This is a genomic window from Phycisphaerales bacterium, assembly GCA_020852515.1.
Taxonomy (GTDB): domain Bacteria; phylum Planctomycetota; class Phycisphaerae; order Phycisphaerales; family UBA5793; genus UBA5793.
This window is the reverse complement of the sequence record JADZAS010000037.1, coordinates 59,708-75,381: the sequence shown is the minus strand read 5'-3', so window position 1 is coordinate 75,381 and position 15,674 is coordinate 59,708. Positions and strand designations below refer to the sequence as shown.

Below are 15,674 nucleotides of genomic sequence, written 5' to 3'. Positions count from 1 at the left end.
CAGGAGGTCTGTCATGACATCAACCATGAAAGCGTTCGTGATGCACGGGATTGGGGAAGTCGGCGTGGTGGACAAGCCCTTGCCTCGGCCGGGGCCCAACGACGCCATCATCCGCACGACGGCAGCACTCATCTGCACGTCCGACACGCACACCGTCGCCGGCGCGATCGGGCCGCGTACGAATCTCACGCTGGGTCACGAGGCGGTGGGCGTGATTCACGAACTGGGCGAAGCGGTTGCGGCGGCGGGAAAGTTCCGAATCGGTCAGCGCGTCGCGATCAACGCCATCACGCCGTGCTTCCACTGCACGAACTGCCTGCGCGGGTACACGTCGCAGTGCCAGGGCATGCTCGGCGGCTGGAAGTTCGCCAACGTGAAAGACGGCAACATGGCCGAGTTCTTCCACGTCAACGATGCGCTGGCCAATCTGGCGCCCATTCCCGATGAACTGAGCGACGAGCAGGCGGTGTACTGCTGCGACATGCTCTCGACGGGCTTCATCGCAGCCGAACACGGAGACATTCCCATCGGCGGCTCGGTGGCGGTGTTCGGCCAGGGGCCGATCGGGATGATTGCGACCGTCGGCGCGCGGCTGTGCGGCGCAGGGCTGGTCATTGGCGTCGAGAGCAAGCCCGATCGTGCCGCCATGGCGCGGAAGTTCGGCGCCGATCTCATCATCGACTACACGCAGGAAGATCCCGTCGAAGCGATCCGCAAGGCCACGGGCGGCGAAGGCGTGGATACCGCCATTGAAGCGCTCGGCTCGCCCGGTACCTTTGCGGCATGCGTGAGTGCGACGCGCCCCGGCGGGACGATTTCAAACGTGGGCTACCACGGCGACGGCGATACGGTGCCCATCCCGCGCCTTGACTGGGGCGTGGGAATGAGCGACAAGACCATTCGCACCGCGCTGTGCCCCGGCGGCGCCGAGCGCATGGCCCGGCTCATGCGGCTCATCCAGCGCCGGCGCGTCGATCCGCTGCCGATGACCACGCATCGCTTCCGGTTCGCCGACATCCGCAAGGCCTTCACGATGATGCAGACGAAGCAAGACGGCATGATCAAGCCGCTCATTGCGTTCTGAAGTGCCGCTCAAAAAGAGAGCCGGCGCGAAGCGGAAGGCGTGCTTCGCGCCGGCGGACGGCCGGGGCAGATTCTTCTTCCCAGGGGACTCAGCGATCGCCGCCGCCGAGTTCGGCCTTGAGCGCATCGAGCACGGCCCGCGCTTCTTCGACGGTCATGGCGCCGCTGTCCACCTCGTCGCGCAACTGCTCAAGCAGGCCCATCAGTCGTTCGTGCAGTTGACGCCGGCTCGAGGCGCGAGACTCAGCCGCGGCCGGAGCGCGCGGGTCGATGGCCTCGGGCGCGGCTTCGCGCGGGAGCGCCGCCGCTTCATCGGCGCGCCCCGCGAGGCGGCGGTGCAGCAGCGGAACGTCAGCGAGCATGGGCACTTCAACGTCACCCCGGTGCGCATCACGCTTGCGGGCAAGTTCAAGTTCCGCTCTGGCCTGGTCGCGCCGGACCTGCACCAGTTCGAGTTCGGCGGCGAGGCGGGCCCGATCGGCCTTGGCGCGCTGAATCTCCGACAGTTTCGCGTGCGCTTCCTCGGACGTCAGTTGGCCGGCCAGCACGGCGGCGTGCACATCGCGCGCGACGGCGTCGAGCTCCCGCGCAGCCTGATCGGCAGCGGCGACTTCGGCGGCCGCTTCGCTGCGAAGGCGCAGAGCCATGTCGATGTGATCGCGCGCCTGCTCGGGGAGCGTCTCGACCTGCCGCAGCGCGCTGAAGTGTTCGTGCGCTTCGGCAGGGGACAGATCGCCGGTGTGCAATGACTCGGCGATCTTTCGCGTCAGCGCCGAGACATCGGTCGTGGATCGATCGGCATGAATCTCAGCCAGACGGAGCAGCGGCATGAGGTCTTCTTCGACGGCCGCGATCTCCTCGGGCTCGGTCGGTTCGGCGCGCCGGAGGGCCCCGGCTGCCTCCTCGGCGTGGGCGTGCAGTCTGGCGCTTTGGGCGAGCGCCATCTCAAGCGACTTGAGATGCTCGCCGATCTCCTGCTCGCTGATCTGGCCCGCGCGCGCCGCCTCCTGAAGATGCTGCTTGGCTACCGCGAGGTGACGCGCCGTCATTCCCGCTGCGGCGGCGCGGGATGGCTCGTCGCTTCGACGGCTGGCGTCCGGCGGCGCAGCGACGACAACGCGTCTTCCGCGCGCGGCGACGTGAGCGCGGAGCGCATCGAGGCGCGCGAGAGCATCGTCGGTGGAAAGCTGGCCCGCGTCGATTCCTTCCTGCAGGCGGACGATGGCGGTCTCGAGGCAGGCGTCGATTTCTTCCTGCGTGGGAGGCTCGCTGAGCATGCCGCTCATGGCGGTGGCCTGGGCCAGGCCGCCGACGGTGAGCACGGCCGCAGCGGCGAGCGCCGCCACCCCCGGCCAGCGCGGCGTCGAAGTGTGAGACGGAGCGGGCAGAGCGAGCAGACGGGCAATGCGATTCATGAGTGGACCTCCATTGGCTGCAAGAGCGGTTTGAGGGGGAGTAATGCGGATCGATTCGAGGCGGGCGAGCGCTTCGGCCAGGATGCGGCCGCTGCCGGCGGCGCGCGCTGCGATGTCGTCGCAGCAGTTCTCGCGCTCAATGCGGATCTGGCGCGAGATCCACCAGACCGCGGGGTGGTAGAACAGCACCGTTTCAACAATCGCCTGCAGCGCGTTGATGAGGTGATCGCCCCGGCGGATGTGCGAGAGTTCGTGCGCGAGCAGCGACTTCAACTGTTCGGGCGTGAGTGAAGCAAACGCCGCCGCGGGCACGAGCACGACCGGCGCGATCCAGCCGACGACCATCGGTGTTTCCGCCAGGCCGCTGCGAAGGAGTCGGATGGATGTGCGCAGACCGAGTTCGTTGGACAGGTCGTCGAGGATGCGCTGCCAGCGCCGTTCGGCGGGCTCGACGAGACTGGTCTTGAGCCGGCGCGCCGCCAGCGCCTGCGCCGCCAGGCGCAGCGAGCACAGCAGCACACCCAGCAGCCACAGCCAGGCGACGATGTCCACCGGCCGCAGCGCGGCCTCTTCGGCCGGCAGCGCGGCGATGAGCCCTTCTATCTCGGCAAGATCCAACGGAGCCGCAACGGACCCCGGAAGCAGGATGGCCCAGGTCATGCCGAACGAGAGCGCGCAACCCAGCAGTCCCGCGCACGCGATGGCGTAGCGGGCCGGCGCCGAGCGATCGCGCGCGGCGGCAAGCAGGGCGGCCACCACCGCGGCAATGACCGCGCCCTGCCAGGTGAAGTGGATGACCGCCCAGCCGAGGGCGGTGAGAGTCGAAGTGGCCGGCGCCAGATCCCACGTCATGGCTCACGCTCCTCGAGACGATCGAGCAGATCGCGGATTTCCTGCAGTTCCTCAGGCGTTGACTTGCGCATCGACAGGGCCTGCAGAACAAGATGGCCCGGCGAGCCGCTGAAGGCGCGATCGAGCAGATCGCGCAGCAGCAGACGCTGTGTCTGCTTCTGCGGCCGGGTGGCCCGGTAGACCTGCGGGCGAACGGAGGCGTCGCGCTCGAGCAGGCCCTTGTCGGTCATGATCTGCATGAGTTTGAGGACCGTCGTGTAGCCGACGTCCTGGATCTGGCTGAGGTCATCGAAGACCTCCCGCACCGTGGCGGCCTGCCGCCGCCAGATGACGCCGAGGATCGCCAGTTCGGCTTCGGTCGGCCTGCGTTCTTCGCTCTTGCGCGCCATCGATCGCTCCTGCCTGCTTGTTGGGCGACGATACACGAAGCTTTTCGTCAAGTCCAGAGAACGGATTCAGAAATGACGAAGATTTTCGTAACTCGTGGTACGGTCGCCGCAAACGGCGGTTGCACCCGACCAGATGGCGAAACCGGCGCAGACCGGGATTCGATATCTCCCGGCGGCCGGCAAAGATTGGACAGTCGGCCCCCATCCCCCGCCAGCCTGGAGACACCCCATGGCCGCTCAGCATCTCTCCCGTCGCGAGTTCGTCCGCTCCGCCGCCGTCGCCGGCGTTACCCTCTCGGGCCTGCCGGCGCTGGGCTCGTCGTTTCTGCGCGACACCAGGTTGCGCGTGCTCTCGATCGGCGTGATCGGCACCATCGGCGGCGCCGACCGCAAGAACATCGCTTCGCATCCCGATGCCGAGATCGTCGGCCTGTGCGACATCGACGCCAACGCGCTGGCCCAGGCGGCTCTGGACCACCCCGATGCGTTCACCTGCGCCGACTACCGCGAAGCGTTCGATAAATACGGCGACAAGTTCGACGCGGTGATCGTCGCGACGCCCGACCATTCGCACTGCGCCATCATGACCATGGCGCTGGCGCGCGGCAAGCACGTCTATGGCCAGAAGCCGCTCGTGCAGCAACTCGAGGAACTGGAACTGCTCAGTCGGGCCATTGCCAGGCGGCCTGATCTCGTGACGCAGACGGGCGCGCAGCGCATTGAATCTGAGGCCCGCCGCGCTGCCGTGGACATTCTCAAGAGCGGCGCCCTGGGCAAGGTCATCGAAGTGCACATCGCCTTCGGCGGCGGCGCGCTCTCAGGCGGGCACTACTTTGCGGATGGCGCGCTCGGAGAACCGTGCGATCCGCCCGCGGGATTCGACTACGACCTCTGGCTCAACGGCGCCCAGTTCGAGCCCTGCCGGCCCAACATGGTCCAGCGGCAGTGGCGCAGCTGGTGGAAGTACGGCGGCGGGCAGATCGCCGACTGGGTGGTTCATCTCACCGACGTGGTCTTCTACGCCTTCCCCGAACTGCAAAGCCCGACGCAGGTGTGCTCGCGCACGCACAGCCGCGACGTTTCGAACTTCCACGCCGATCGAGTGCTCTCGACGTTGACGTATGAGGTCAACAGCCCCAGGTTCGCCAACAGCACCTGCAACTTCTACTTTTACGACACCGGCCTGCAGCCGGATCGCCAGCAACTCGGCCTGGGCGACGGCGACTGGCCCGGCGGCATCTTCACCATTGTGGTCTGCGAGGGCGGAACCATGGTGCTCGCGCCCAGCGGCCCGATCGAGATCTGGCGCGAGGGGCAGAAGACCGACGGGCTGGCGTGGCCGGGACTGCCGACGTACGAGAAGTTCAGTCACTGGCACGCGTGGGTGGACAAGGCGCTGGGCAAGGACACGCCGCACCGCTGGGCGCCGTTCGAAGCGGGACTGCGCTGCACCGAGCCTGGCCTGCTGGCCGTGAAGGCGTGCAGGTATCCGGGGCAGGTACTCAACTGGGATCGCCCGAAACTCACATTCACGAACCACGCCGACGCGAACAAGACCATCGTGCGGCGCGAGTATCGCAAGGGCTTCGAGCCGATCCGGATGAGCTGAATCGCGACTTCAACGCGAAACGGCGCCCGCGGCGTTTTTGCCGCGGGCGCTTTGCCATCCATCGCTGGCGATCAGCGATCGGTGCGCAACTCTGATTCGGGCACGGGCGGTTTGGACATTACGTCCTTGATCATTTTGAGCGTGGCCGCATCCGGCTCGAAGGGCGCGCACATCTGCAGCGTGACATCGACGAGTTCAACGTCGTCGCCGTGGTAGAGCACGTCGCCGGCGATAAGCGCCACGTTCGCTTCCTTGGCGATCGCAGGCATGTCCTTCTTGATCAGGGCGAGCACTTCGGGAATCGGCGCTCCGCTGAACACCTGCTTGTGGATCTCATCCTGGATGGCGATGGCCTGGGCTTCGAGTTCGCGCACCCGCTTCTCGTTGCCCGCTTCTTTGGCCTGGTCGTGTGCCTTACTGATCTCTTCGACCTTTGCGAGCATGCAGTCCGCTCGCTTCGAGCGGCCGTAGGCCAGTGCGACGCCGCGCGAATCGAAGATGCCGATGCGCGTTTTGGCGATGGTTGCCGGGGCGGGGGCGGTTGATGGCGCCTGGGGCGTTGCGAATCCCAGGCCGATGAGGCCGGCTGCCACGCAGCAGCAGATGATGCTCAGTAGCGGTTTCATGATGCTTCCTCCTGTCTGGCGGCCGAACATGCGTCGGCCGCATGTTGATGGTGACTCAATCAGGTGTGATGCCGCTGCTGGGCGCGGCATCGTCGTCGGACTCGTCTTCACTCTCGCCTCGACCTTCACTGAGTAGCGAGATACCGCTGGCCAGCAGCGGGCCGATGAACAGAAGCATGGCGCCGTCATCGACCAGTGAAGGCAGCCCGCCGGCCTGCAGGCGCGGCACTTCAAACAGAACAATGAACCCGGCCGACGCGAGAAGCAGCAGCCACCCCGCCAGGCGCGGCGTGCGCGTGGCGAGCCAGCCGAGCGCGAGGAACGGCACGGCAAGCAGCGGATGCAGCAGCAGCGCGGCCCAACCGGTCCACTCCTCGCCAAGGTTGCTCAGGATGGCAAACACCAGCCAGACCGCACCGAATGCGTAGAGGGTGCGCGCGGCCGTGCGCGGCGCGCCCCAGTACGAGAGCAGCGAAGTGAAGAACCAGGTGAACCAGAGCAGCGCCAGCAGGAAACTCGGCAGGCGCTCCGGATGTTCGAACACCCCGCCGGAGCGGATGAACGCCACCATCAGGAACGCGACGAACCCCGTGACGAGGAATGCGAAGTAGCCCGCGCGGTGGTCGGCGCGGCGCTGGAACTCATCGCGATCGTTAAGAATCTCCAGTTCGCGAAGCAGCCCCGGGCCCAGCGCCCCGGCCGCCGCGAGAAGAAAGAACCACCAGCTCACGCCCGTCAGAAAGAACCCGGCAACGACCAGCGCGCCCCCGGCCAGCGTCGCCATCGGGAAGGGCCATCGAAATGTGAATCGCGCCTCACTCATTTTCATCGCCTGCTTTCAACTTGAAGAGCGCCTCGACTGTCGCGCCCAGCACCTGAGCCAGCGCCAGGGCCAGCGCGACCGAGGGCGTGTACTTCCCTTTCTCGATCGAGAGGATGGTCTGGCGGGTGACTCCAACCCGGTCCGCGAGGTCCTCCTGGGTCAGGCCGCTCATCAACCGGTGCTGGCGAACGGCGTTGTCGATATCGTGCCGGGGCTTCATCTCCGCTAGTGTACAGTTTATTCGACATTCTGTCAAGTTTATTGTACAACTCCGTCGGAGTTTTCCTCAAAACGGGCAAATCACCCCGGCGGGCCGTTTCGTGAGGGCCCAGGCCCCGGAAGCGGCCTGGGCCGGGGCTGGGGCGTCCCTTTGCCAGCGAGGCGGGCAGAGACCGCCGCCGCAGCGTTGACACCGGCAGCGCGTCCCGCTAGAAGTGGCGCATCATGCACACGAACCGAATCGGCAGCGCGAGTCGCACATCGTGGATGGCCACGGTCGCGCTGGGTCTGTTTCTCTCGCTGGCCGGGCGCGTGCGGTCACAGCAACCCGATGCGATGGCCGTGCCGGTGCGCGTAGACGAGCGGGTCGAACTCATGTCGATCGTGTTTCGCCTGGTGGGAGCGCGCGAATACACGATGGCGCCGACGGCGACGTATGTGCAGGAGGTGGATGCGCACTTCGGGCCGTTCAAGGAGCACGCGACGATTCAACTGGCCGCGAAACTGCGCGCCGAGCGCGGCATCAGTTACGACGCCGTGGCGTCGTATGCCGTGCATCTCAAGGGCGGCCCGCAATTGGAGCCGAAGATTCCCTTCGACGATCCGAAAGTTCAACTCGAATCGCGCTGGTCGCCTCAGGCGGCGACGGAATTCCTCGCCGCGCTGCAGCAGTTTGCCGATGACAGCAAGGCATTCGAGTTTTTCGATGCGCACCGCGATTTCTACGACGCCGCAGCGCAAAAACTCGAAGCCGAGATCGCCCGCCGGCCCTATCGCCAGTGGATCGACGGCTACTTCGGCGCCTCGCCCGGCGCTTCGTTCACCGGCATCGTCGGCCTGCTCAACGGCGGCGGCAACTACGGCGTGAAGGTCGTCTACCCTGACGGCCGGCTTGAGATCCTCCCCATCATCGGCGCCAGCCGCTTTGACGACGCGGGACTACCCGTGTTCAGCGCCGATGACGCCGGCACCATCACGCACGAGTTCTGCCATTCATTCTGCAACCCGCTCGTCGACGCCAACATCGGGCAGATGCGGACCGCAGCGGAGCAGATCTACCGCCATCGCGCTGCGATCATGAAACAACAGGCCTACGGCAGCGCCCAGACCATGCTCTACGAATCGATGGTCCGCGCCTGTACGCACCGCTTCCTCGTCGCCCACGGCAGCGATCGCGAGGCGGCGGCGGCGCTGCGAAACGAAGTGGCGCGGGGCTTCCTCTGGACACCCGAACTCTCCGAACTGCTCGCCGAGTATGAACAGTCGCGCGAGACCTACCCGACACTCGCGTCATTCATGCCGCGCATCGTCGCGCTTTTCGACGAGGTGGCCCAGGACATCGAGGATCGAATGGCGGCGCTGCCTCACGTCGTGCGGCTCACGCCGCCCGATGGGGCGCGCGATGTGAGTCCCGACCTCGAGGCGATCGTCATCGAGTTCGACAAGCCCATGAACCCTGGTGGCATGTCGGTCGTGGGCCGGCCGGCGGATACGCCGCCCTCCACGCAGCGCGGCCGCTTCGAGCAGGATGACCGCGTCTTCGTGCTGCCCGTGCGCCTCGAGCCGGGCAGGACGTACCGGTTCTCGCTCAACAGCATCGGTTACAGCGGCTTCAGAAGCGCCGATGGATGGCCGCTCGATCCGGTGGCGGTCACCTTCTCGACCGCGCCGCGCTGAATGAAGTCACCCTCATACCCGCCTCAGCCGTTCGCTTCAGTTGGCCCGCGCGCCTCCGCGCAATAGGATGCATTGAATGACTTGAATTCGGCAATTGGAGCCATCGATGAAGTTTGCCAATGTCTTTGTCGCCGTCATCATCGGCGCGACGCTGATCACCCTCGTGGTCATGATCAACTCCTTCCGTCCGGCCGTGGTGACGAAGCAGCCCAGCCCCGAGTTCGTCCGTGCCACGGGTAAGTGCGCTGAGTGCCATTCGCGCACGCAGTATTCCATCGTGCACGAGTTCGAACTCAGCGTGCACGCGGAGAAGAACGTGAATTGCCTCGACTGCCACAGCGCGCAGCAGGGCCAGAGCGCGCAGGAGCACTACGGCTTTGAGATCAATCCGCACGTGACGGCAGCGAACTGCCGCTCGTGCCACGAACAGGAGTACCAGCAGTTTCTGCGCAGCCGGCATGCGGCTCCCTCGTGGGCGGCGGTGTCCGGCGCGCGCGACTTTACGCCCGAGCAGATCGCCCACGCCGAAAAGTTTCATCCCGGCGCTGTCAACCGCCCGCCCAACGCGCTGGCGGCGCTCGAAGGCGAGGCGGCCATCGCTTCGGGCTGCGCCTCGTGCCACTCCGTCGGCAAGCCCAATGCCGACGGCACGATCGGCACCTGCACCGCCTGCCACACGCGCCACACGTCGTCGGTCGAGGTCGCCCGCCTGCCTTCCACCTGCGCCCAGTGCCACATGGGGCCCGATCACTCGCAGATCGAGATCTACACCGAGAGCAAGCACGGCGTGATGTTCCACGCCCAGCGCGATCAGCTCAACCTCAGCGCGCCGCCGAATGAACTCACCACGCGCGACATGTTCGTGCCCACCTGCGCCACCTGCCACATGAGCGGCCTCAACGGCATGGCCGTCACGCACGACCCCTCCGACCGGCTCGGCTACTACCTCTTTGCCGAGATCACCGAGGAGCGCCCCGGCGCGGTGCGGGCCCGCGAAGAGATGAAAGCCGTATGCATGCATTGCCACACCGAGACCATCGTCAACCGCGTGTATGAGCAGGGCGATGCGGTGGTGAAGGCGACCAACGAGAAGATCGCCGCCGTGCGCGCCACCATGGATGCGCTGCGAGCCGAGGGGCTCATCGTCGGCGGGCCGTTCACGCACCCCATCGAGTTCGACTACTTCGACCTGTGGCACTACTACGGCCGCACGGCCAAGCACGGCGCCTTCATGGGCGGGGCTGACTTCGTGCAGTGGCACGGCAACTACCCCATCCTCGAACACACCGTGCGCATCGAGGATGAAGCCAGGAAGTTGCGGAGCGAACATGCAGCGCCGGACCAGTAGCCTGCTGCGCGATCACCGCGTGTGGATCGAACTGTTCGCGCTGCTCAACATCGCCGGGCTCGCGGCGGACATCTATCTCGCGCACCAGATGAACTTCTTCGCCCACCACGCGGAGTACATCCCGCTGGGACTGTCATTGGGCGCTCCGCTGCTGCTCGTGCCGGCGCTGTGGATGTACGCGCGCGGCCGCTTGCTCGGCTGGTCGGTGCTTGGGCATCTCGTCGGCTGGGCGTGCATCGCCGTGGGCATCGCCGGGGCGATGTATCACCTCGAGAGTTCGTTCTTTCAGGCGCGCACGCTCAAGAGCCTCGTCTACTCGGCGCCTTTCGCAGCGCCGCTGGCCTACACCGGCCTGGGCCTGCTGCTCATCATGAATCGTATGGTCGATGCGGACGATCCCGACTGGCCGCTGTGGGTCATCCTGCTGGCGCTGGGCGGCTACATCGGCAACTTCGCCTTCAGCGTCACCGATCACGCGCAGAACGGCTTCTTCTACGACGTCGAGTGGGTTTCCGTCGCAGCCGGAGCATTCGGCGTGGCGTTTCTTGTCCTGCCGTTCGTGCGGCGTCTGACGCGATTCGAGATCGGCATGTGCATGCTGGTGATGGTGGCCGGGGCGCTCGTAGGTTTGGTTGGGTTCTACCTCCACCTTGCCGCGGGCCTTGAGGAGCGCGATGTGGCGCTGATGAACCGGCTCATCTACGGCGCCCCGGTCTTCGCGCCGCTGCTGTTCGTAGACATGACCATCCTCGCCCTCATTGGCCTGGCCGTCCTGTACGGCCGTACGCCGCGCGAAGCGGCGGGGGCGACGGGGGGCAGCGCGCGCGGCCGCACGAGCGCGGCGGGCAATTGAGCGGCGGCTGCGCCCGCGGCCTTAATTGTCGTCGTCGCGCTGATTCGTCGCCAGCGTCTTGACCACTTCGTTCGCGGCGCCGCGGGCGGAGGCGGGGTTCTGGCCGGTGATGATGCGGCCGTCCACGACCACATTGTCTTTGAAGCTCGGCCCAACTCGCCGTGGTTGGTGCACGGACGCGGAAGAAAACGCCGGCCGCCTCGCGGAAGTGATCCCGTTCATGCGATTACCCAGCGCACGTCCGGCTGCCGCGACCTTGGTCGCCGCGCCCGGCTTTCCGTAGGATAAGTCGCCGCGCCGGTGGCAGCGGCACGGGAGTGACAGTGGCCGATCGGGAGCAGGACACCTTCTTCCACCTCTACCAGCGCCTCATCCTCAAGGCGGCGCGGGGGCGGATCGTCCCCCCGGCGGCCTGACTCCTGCCGAACTGCGCGACCGCCTGCAGCAAAGCGGCTTTGCCACCCCCGCGGAGTTTCAGCGACTCACCGCACTGCTCGAGCGCTGCGTGTACGGCCAGGGCGGCAGCAGCGCCGAGTGCCGGGACGGCGCCACTCTCGCCGAGCGGCTTGCGGCCGTGCTCCCCGACGCAGTCGAGCCGGAACCCGTCGCACATCGATTCGGCCGCATCGGCGCATGGTTATCTCGATACCGCGCGCTTCTGGCGCCGCTGCTCGTCGTCGCCGCGATCGCGTGCGGCGTCTATGCGCTCAGCCGCGTTGGCGGACTTTCATTTTCCTTCGATTCCATTCGCGCATCGACCGGCGCCAAGTGGTCGGCCGCATACGCAACCGAAGCCAGAGCCGCCAAGGCTGCTGCAGGCGGCTGGTCTTCGATGCCCAGCCAGCCGGTCTACCGCGAATTCGATCCTGATCCCACGCTCGATCCGGCCACGCTCGACTTCGGCCGATCGCCGGACATGGATCTCGAGACCTCGATTGACGGCGTGTATGCGCGGCGGGATGAGGCGTTCGACCCGCCGCTCTACTGGACGCATCGGCTGCATGTGTTCTCGACGGTCGACTCCGCGTATCAGTTTCATCCTGCGCCGATGGTCGAGGGTGGCCCGCTGGGCCCGGCGCCGCAACGGGGCAAGGCGTATCGCGCCGACGTCCAGGTCGTCTTCCGTTCAACCCAGCCCGTGCCCCTCCCCGCGCCCGCGCCGGGCAGCATCATTGTCGAGTGCCGCACATCGCCTGACGTGGACATTACGTTCGCGCAGGACGACGGCGACGGCCTCTATGTGTCGAGCAACTACCGCGGAAAGGTGCGGCTGCGCTACACGATCATCGCGCCGCCGGATTACGCCTTCGCGGCGCTGCCGGAGGTTCCGTTCGAGCCTTCCGCAGCGCCGCTGCCGCCCAACGTCGCCGCCGATGCGCAGCAGGTGGTGGCCGCGATCGGCGACCTGCCGGCGCCGACCTACGCCGGAACCGTGCGCCGCCTGCAGTCGTATTTCGCCGGCTTCACCGTCGGGCCGATCGATCGGACGCGCATGCAGCGCAACGAATTCCTTACGGTCGCGCTGCAGCGCCGCGGCGTGTGCCGACATCGTTCGCGCGCTTTTTTCGTCGTCGCCAACGCGGTGGGCGTCGAAACCCGACTCGTGGAGAACCAGCGGCACTCGTTCTGTGAGGTGCGCCTGCCCGACGGCAGCTGGCGGCGCATCGAGTTCCGCCTCGAGGGAGCCGAGGGCGCCCCAGGCATTGGCGGCGGCGCCGGCTATGTCCCTCGCTACTTCCCGCTCTCATCACTCGTGCCGATCATCGGTCTGTCGATCGTCGCGGTGCTCCTGCTCGCGCTCATCGGCTCGCGGCGCCGCGCGGACGTGGCGGCGCACTTCGTGCACGCTTCCGTCCCGCTGGATCGGTCGCTCGATCGTGCCTGGCGCGATCGCAGGAGCGGCGTTTCGTGGGAAGTGACGGCCGATCTCGTTCGCCTCGTGCGCATCACGCTCATCGACCGGCTCGATCTTCGGCCGCAGCCGCCACACGGCCTGCGCGCGGCGTGCAAGCGGCGGCGCATCCCGCAGGGCGTACAGGAGCGCATGATTCACGTCATGGAACTCGATCTCCGATCGCTCCATGCGCGCACCGACCCGGCCGTGCTCGACGACTGCTACTGGGACAGCCTTCGCATCATGCATCATCTCGAGAGGATGGGCGACATTGAACGACCGACTTGCAGCGACTCCTGATCAGTTCGCACTTGCCGCCGAGATCGCGCAGCGCATTGCCGGACGGATCGCCCAGCGCGTTGTGGGCATGAAGGCGGAGATCGACCTGCTCATGTGCGCCATCCTCGCCGACCGGCACGTCCTCGTCGAGGGCGTGCCCGGGGTGGGCAAGACGCTGCTGGTCTCGACGCTGGCCGGCGCGATGGGCTGCACGTTCCGGCGCATCCAGTTCACGCCCGACCTGCTTCCCACCGACATTCTCGGCGGCAACGTTTTCGACCCGCGCGAAGCGACTTTCCGTCTGCATCGCGGTCCCATCTTCGCGCACGTCATCCTCGCCGATGAGATCAATCGAGCGCCCGCGAAGTCGCAGTCAGCGTTGCTCGAAGTGATGCAGGAGCGGCAGGTCACCATCGAGGGAGACACGATCGCGCTCGATCCGCCGTTCTTCGTGTTTGCGACGCAGAATCCGGTGGAGCACGAAGGGACCTATCCGCTGCCCCAGGCGCAACTCGACCGTTTCGCCATGCGCCTGCTGCCGGGCTATCCGGCCGCGGACGAGGAGAAGCAGCTGCTGGCGGCGCATCGGCGCACCCTGCCTGCGATTGAACCTGCGAGCCGGCCCGACGAGATTCGCCTCGCGCAGCAGATTGCCTCGCATGTGACGATCTCTGACGAGATCCTGTCCTTGATCGTACGACTGTGCGCCGCGACGCGAGAGCATCGGCACGTCGTGCTCGGCGCCAGCCCTCGGCTCGGGCTCGACCTGCTCCACCTCAGTCGCGCGAGGGCGCTGCTTGGCGGCCGCGATCACGTGCTGCCCGATGACGTCAAGGCGCTGGCGGTGCACGTAGCGAACCACCGCATCATGCTCACGCCGCAGGCCGAAGTTTCGGGCATAACCGCCCGGCAGGTGATCGATGAAGCCATCCAATCCACGATCCTGGTCTGACCATCGCCTCGCGCTGGCAATGGCCGTGCTGGTCGCCGGATCCGTGCTGACCGCGGTCCTGTTGCGCTCGCCCCTGCTCGGCGGGGTGTTTGCTGTCCTCTACATGCTCGTCGATTTCCTTGTGCTGGAACTCGTGCGGTGGCGGCAGGCAAGCATCGGCTCAGCGAGACTGACCATCACGTCTCTCGCCCAGCAGAACGCCGCAATCATCGGCGGACGATTTCACCTTGGCGTTGATCTGCATCCTCTGCGATCCGTGTTCGATTGCCTCATCGTGCCGGTCGTGCCCGCGGGAGTGAGCATGCTGCAGCCCGGTGGGTACTGCGGATCACTCCGCTCGAATTCAAGCCTCCACCTCGACTTCGAATTCTCGCTGGATCACGCCGGGTCGTATGTCATTCCCGGCGTCATCGTCAGCACGCGGAGTCTGCTGGGGCTGTTCTCGAAATCGCAACTGCTCGGCGATCGCCAGGGATTCGTGGTGGCGCCCGACTATCTCTCGGGCTCGCAGCTCAGTTCGGCACTCCTCCAGCGCCGTTCGCTCACGAGCGACACGGCCCGCCGGCACGTGACGCGAGGCGCCGGCTCGGACTTCCGCGAACTGCGCGAACACCAGCCCGCAGACAGCGTGCGCCGCGTAGACTGGAAAGCCACGGCCAGGCGCGGCCGGCTGATGGTGCGCGAGTACGAGGAGCCGCGCGAGTTCACGATCCGGATCATCTTCGATGCGTCGATCGACATGTGCTTCGGCGCCCGGGAGAGCGGCGGCTTTGCAAACGCCGCCAGCCTGGTCGCTCGGCTTGCGTCCCTCGCGCGAGACGAGAACATCTCTCTGCACTTGTCGCTCTATGACGAATGGGGCGTGCATCGGCAGACGATGGGCCGCGGCGGCATCGGCATGCACCGATTCATCAGGCGCCTGGTCGAAATGCCGCGCCAGGCGCTGCTGACCTCGCTGCACCACCAGGCGCAGCAGCCTGTAGAGGCAACCGTCCGGCGGGCGTGGAAGCGATCGCGACACCTCTGGCCCGGCAGACGCCTGGACGACGTGCTCGCGGATGAATTCCCCGATCACGCCACGCCCCGCGGTCGCATGGATCAGTTCCTCAGCGAGTTCGCGCCGGACCTCGTGGCCAACATGCCGCAGCGGTGCCCGCAGTGCGGCGCGATCGTGCAGCCCGATGAGTGCGCCTGCCGGCGCTGCCAGCGCCGAAGCTGCGATGGTTCGCTCCCGCCACGTGCAGCGCGGGCGGTGGAAGCGCTCGCAATGGGCTTGCGCCAGTCAAAGGGTCGCGAGATGCTCGTGTTCATCTCCGCGTTCGCCGGCGGCGAACCATGCGAAGAAGTGGCGTCGCATCTTGCGCTGGCCGCGGCGGGCCATCGCAGCGTGCATGTGGCGTGCCCGCAGCCCGTGACGATGCGCGGCTCGCGCTACATCCTGCCCGAGTCGCTGGGGAACTTCTCGACGCCGCTCGAGGCGCTTCGCAACCTCTATCGTCTGCATCACGCGGCCCGTCACCAGGTCTTCTATCGCCGGCTCGCTGCGCAGGGCATCCACGTACACCATATCGAGCAGCGGGAGGACCTCGACCGCATCATCACGACGATTCTGCTCCATGAAGTGCTCGCGGCATCTGCCTGAGCGGCACGACCCG

The 15,674-nt window shown here is 66.6% G+C and carries 13 protein-coding genes; 8 read left to right on the top strand and 5 right to left on the bottom strand.

The annotated features are described in order from the left end of the window. Positions 1-25: 25 nt before the first annotated feature. Positions 26-1,084 (top strand): NAD(P)-dependent alcohol dehydrogenase, encoded by a 1,059-nt coding sequence (locus tag IT430_20365; GenBank protein ID MCC6910295.1) that lies wholly within the window; start codon positions 26-28, stop codon positions 1,082-1,084. Positions 1,085-1,172: 88 nt separating this feature from the next. Here the strand turns inward: IT430_20365 and IT430_20360 are convergent, their stop codons facing one another. Together IT430_20360 and IT430_20355 are read right to left on the bottom strand one after the other, a co-directional pair. Then, the gene (locus IT430_20360; protein MCC6910294.1) at positions 1,173-3,350 is read right to left on the bottom strand and encodes a M48 family metalloprotease; all 2,178 of its coding nucleotides are present in this window, start codon (positions 3,348-3,350) and stop codon (positions 1,173-1,175) included. Next, positions 3,347-3,739, bottom strand: coding sequence for a BlaI/MecI/CopY family transcriptional regulator (locus IT430_20355; GenBank protein MCC6910293.1), 393 nt, complete (start codon positions 3,737-3,739; stop codon positions 3,347-3,349). Before IT430_20355 ends, IT430_20360 begins: the two co-directional genes overlap by 4 nt. A 229-nt stretch (positions 3,740-3,968) precedes the next feature. Here IT430_20355 and IT430_20350 point away from each other — a divergent pair, with 229 nt between their 5' ends. Further along, on the top strand, positions 3,969-5,348 hold the full coding sequence (locus tag IT430_20350) for a Gfo/Idh/MocA family oxidoreductase (protein MCC6910292.1): 1,380 nt from the start codon (positions 3,969-3,971) through the stop codon (positions 5,346-5,348). Between the two features lie 71 nt (positions 5,349-5,419). Here IT430_20350 and IT430_20345 read toward each other — a convergent pair whose 3' ends face one another. Genes IT430_20345 through IT430_20335 form a run of 3 tightly spaced genes read right to left on the bottom strand, consistent with a single transcriptional unit; the run spans position 5,420 to position 7,017 of the window. Continuing rightward, positions 5,420-5,974, bottom strand: a complete 555-nt coding sequence (locus IT430_20345) for a hypothetical protein (protein ID MCC6910291.1) — start codon at positions 5,972-5,974, stop codon at positions 5,420-5,422. 55 nt (positions 5,975-6,029) lie between these two features. Beyond that, positions 6,030-6,797: a hypothetical protein gene (locus IT430_20340; GenBank protein ID MCC6910290.1), complete on the bottom strand. Its 768-nt coding sequence runs from the start codon at positions 6,795-6,797 to the stop codon at positions 6,030-6,032. Beyond that, positions 6,790-7,017 carry a helix-turn-helix transcriptional regulator gene (locus tag IT430_20335; protein MCC6910289.1) on the bottom strand — a complete coding sequence of 76 codons (228 nt, stop codon included), beginning with the start codon at positions 7,015-7,017 and terminating at the stop codon, positions 6,790-6,792. Before IT430_20335 ends, IT430_20340 begins: the two co-directional genes overlap by 8 nt. Positions 7,018-7,241: 224 nt before the next feature. Here IT430_20335 and IT430_20330 point away from each other — a divergent pair, with 224 nt between their 5' ends. From IT430_20330 to IT430_20305, 6 genes are all read left to right on the top strand, one after another. Then, positions 7,242-8,693: a DUF4932 domain-containing protein gene (locus IT430_20330; protein MCC6910288.1), complete on the top strand. Its 1,452-nt coding sequence runs from the start codon at positions 7,242-7,244 to the stop codon at positions 8,691-8,693. A gap of 106 nt (positions 8,694-8,799) precedes the next feature. Continuing rightward, positions 8,800-10,041 (top strand): hypothetical protein, encoded by a 1,242-nt coding sequence (locus IT430_20325; protein ID MCC6910287.1) that lies wholly within the window; start codon positions 8,800-8,802, stop codon positions 10,039-10,041. Then, positions 10,022-10,894 carry a hypothetical protein gene (locus IT430_20320; GenBank protein ID MCC6910286.1) on the top strand — a complete coding sequence of 291 codons (873 nt, stop codon included), beginning with the start codon at positions 10,022-10,024 and terminating at the stop codon, positions 10,892-10,894. Before IT430_20325 ends, IT430_20320 begins: the two co-directional genes overlap by 20 nt. Positions 10,895-11,399: 505 nt before the next feature. After that, complete coding sequence (locus IT430_20315) at positions 11,400-13,088, top strand: hypothetical protein (GenBank protein ID MCC6910285.1); 1,689 nt, start codon at positions 11,400-11,402, stop codon at positions 13,086-13,088. Then, positions 13,060-14,019 (top strand): MoxR family ATPase, encoded by a 960-nt coding sequence (locus IT430_20310; GenBank protein ID MCC6910284.1) that lies wholly within the window; start codon positions 13,060-13,062, stop codon positions 14,017-14,019. The genes IT430_20315 and IT430_20310 overlap by 29 nt, the downstream gene beginning before the upstream one ends. After that, positions 13,988-15,661, top strand: coding sequence for a DUF58 domain-containing protein (locus IT430_20305; GenBank protein ID MCC6910283.1), 1,674 nt, complete (start codon positions 13,988-13,990; stop codon positions 15,659-15,661). The genes IT430_20310 and IT430_20305 overlap by 32 nt, the downstream gene beginning before the upstream one ends. Positions 15,662-15,674: the final 13 nt, after the last annotated feature.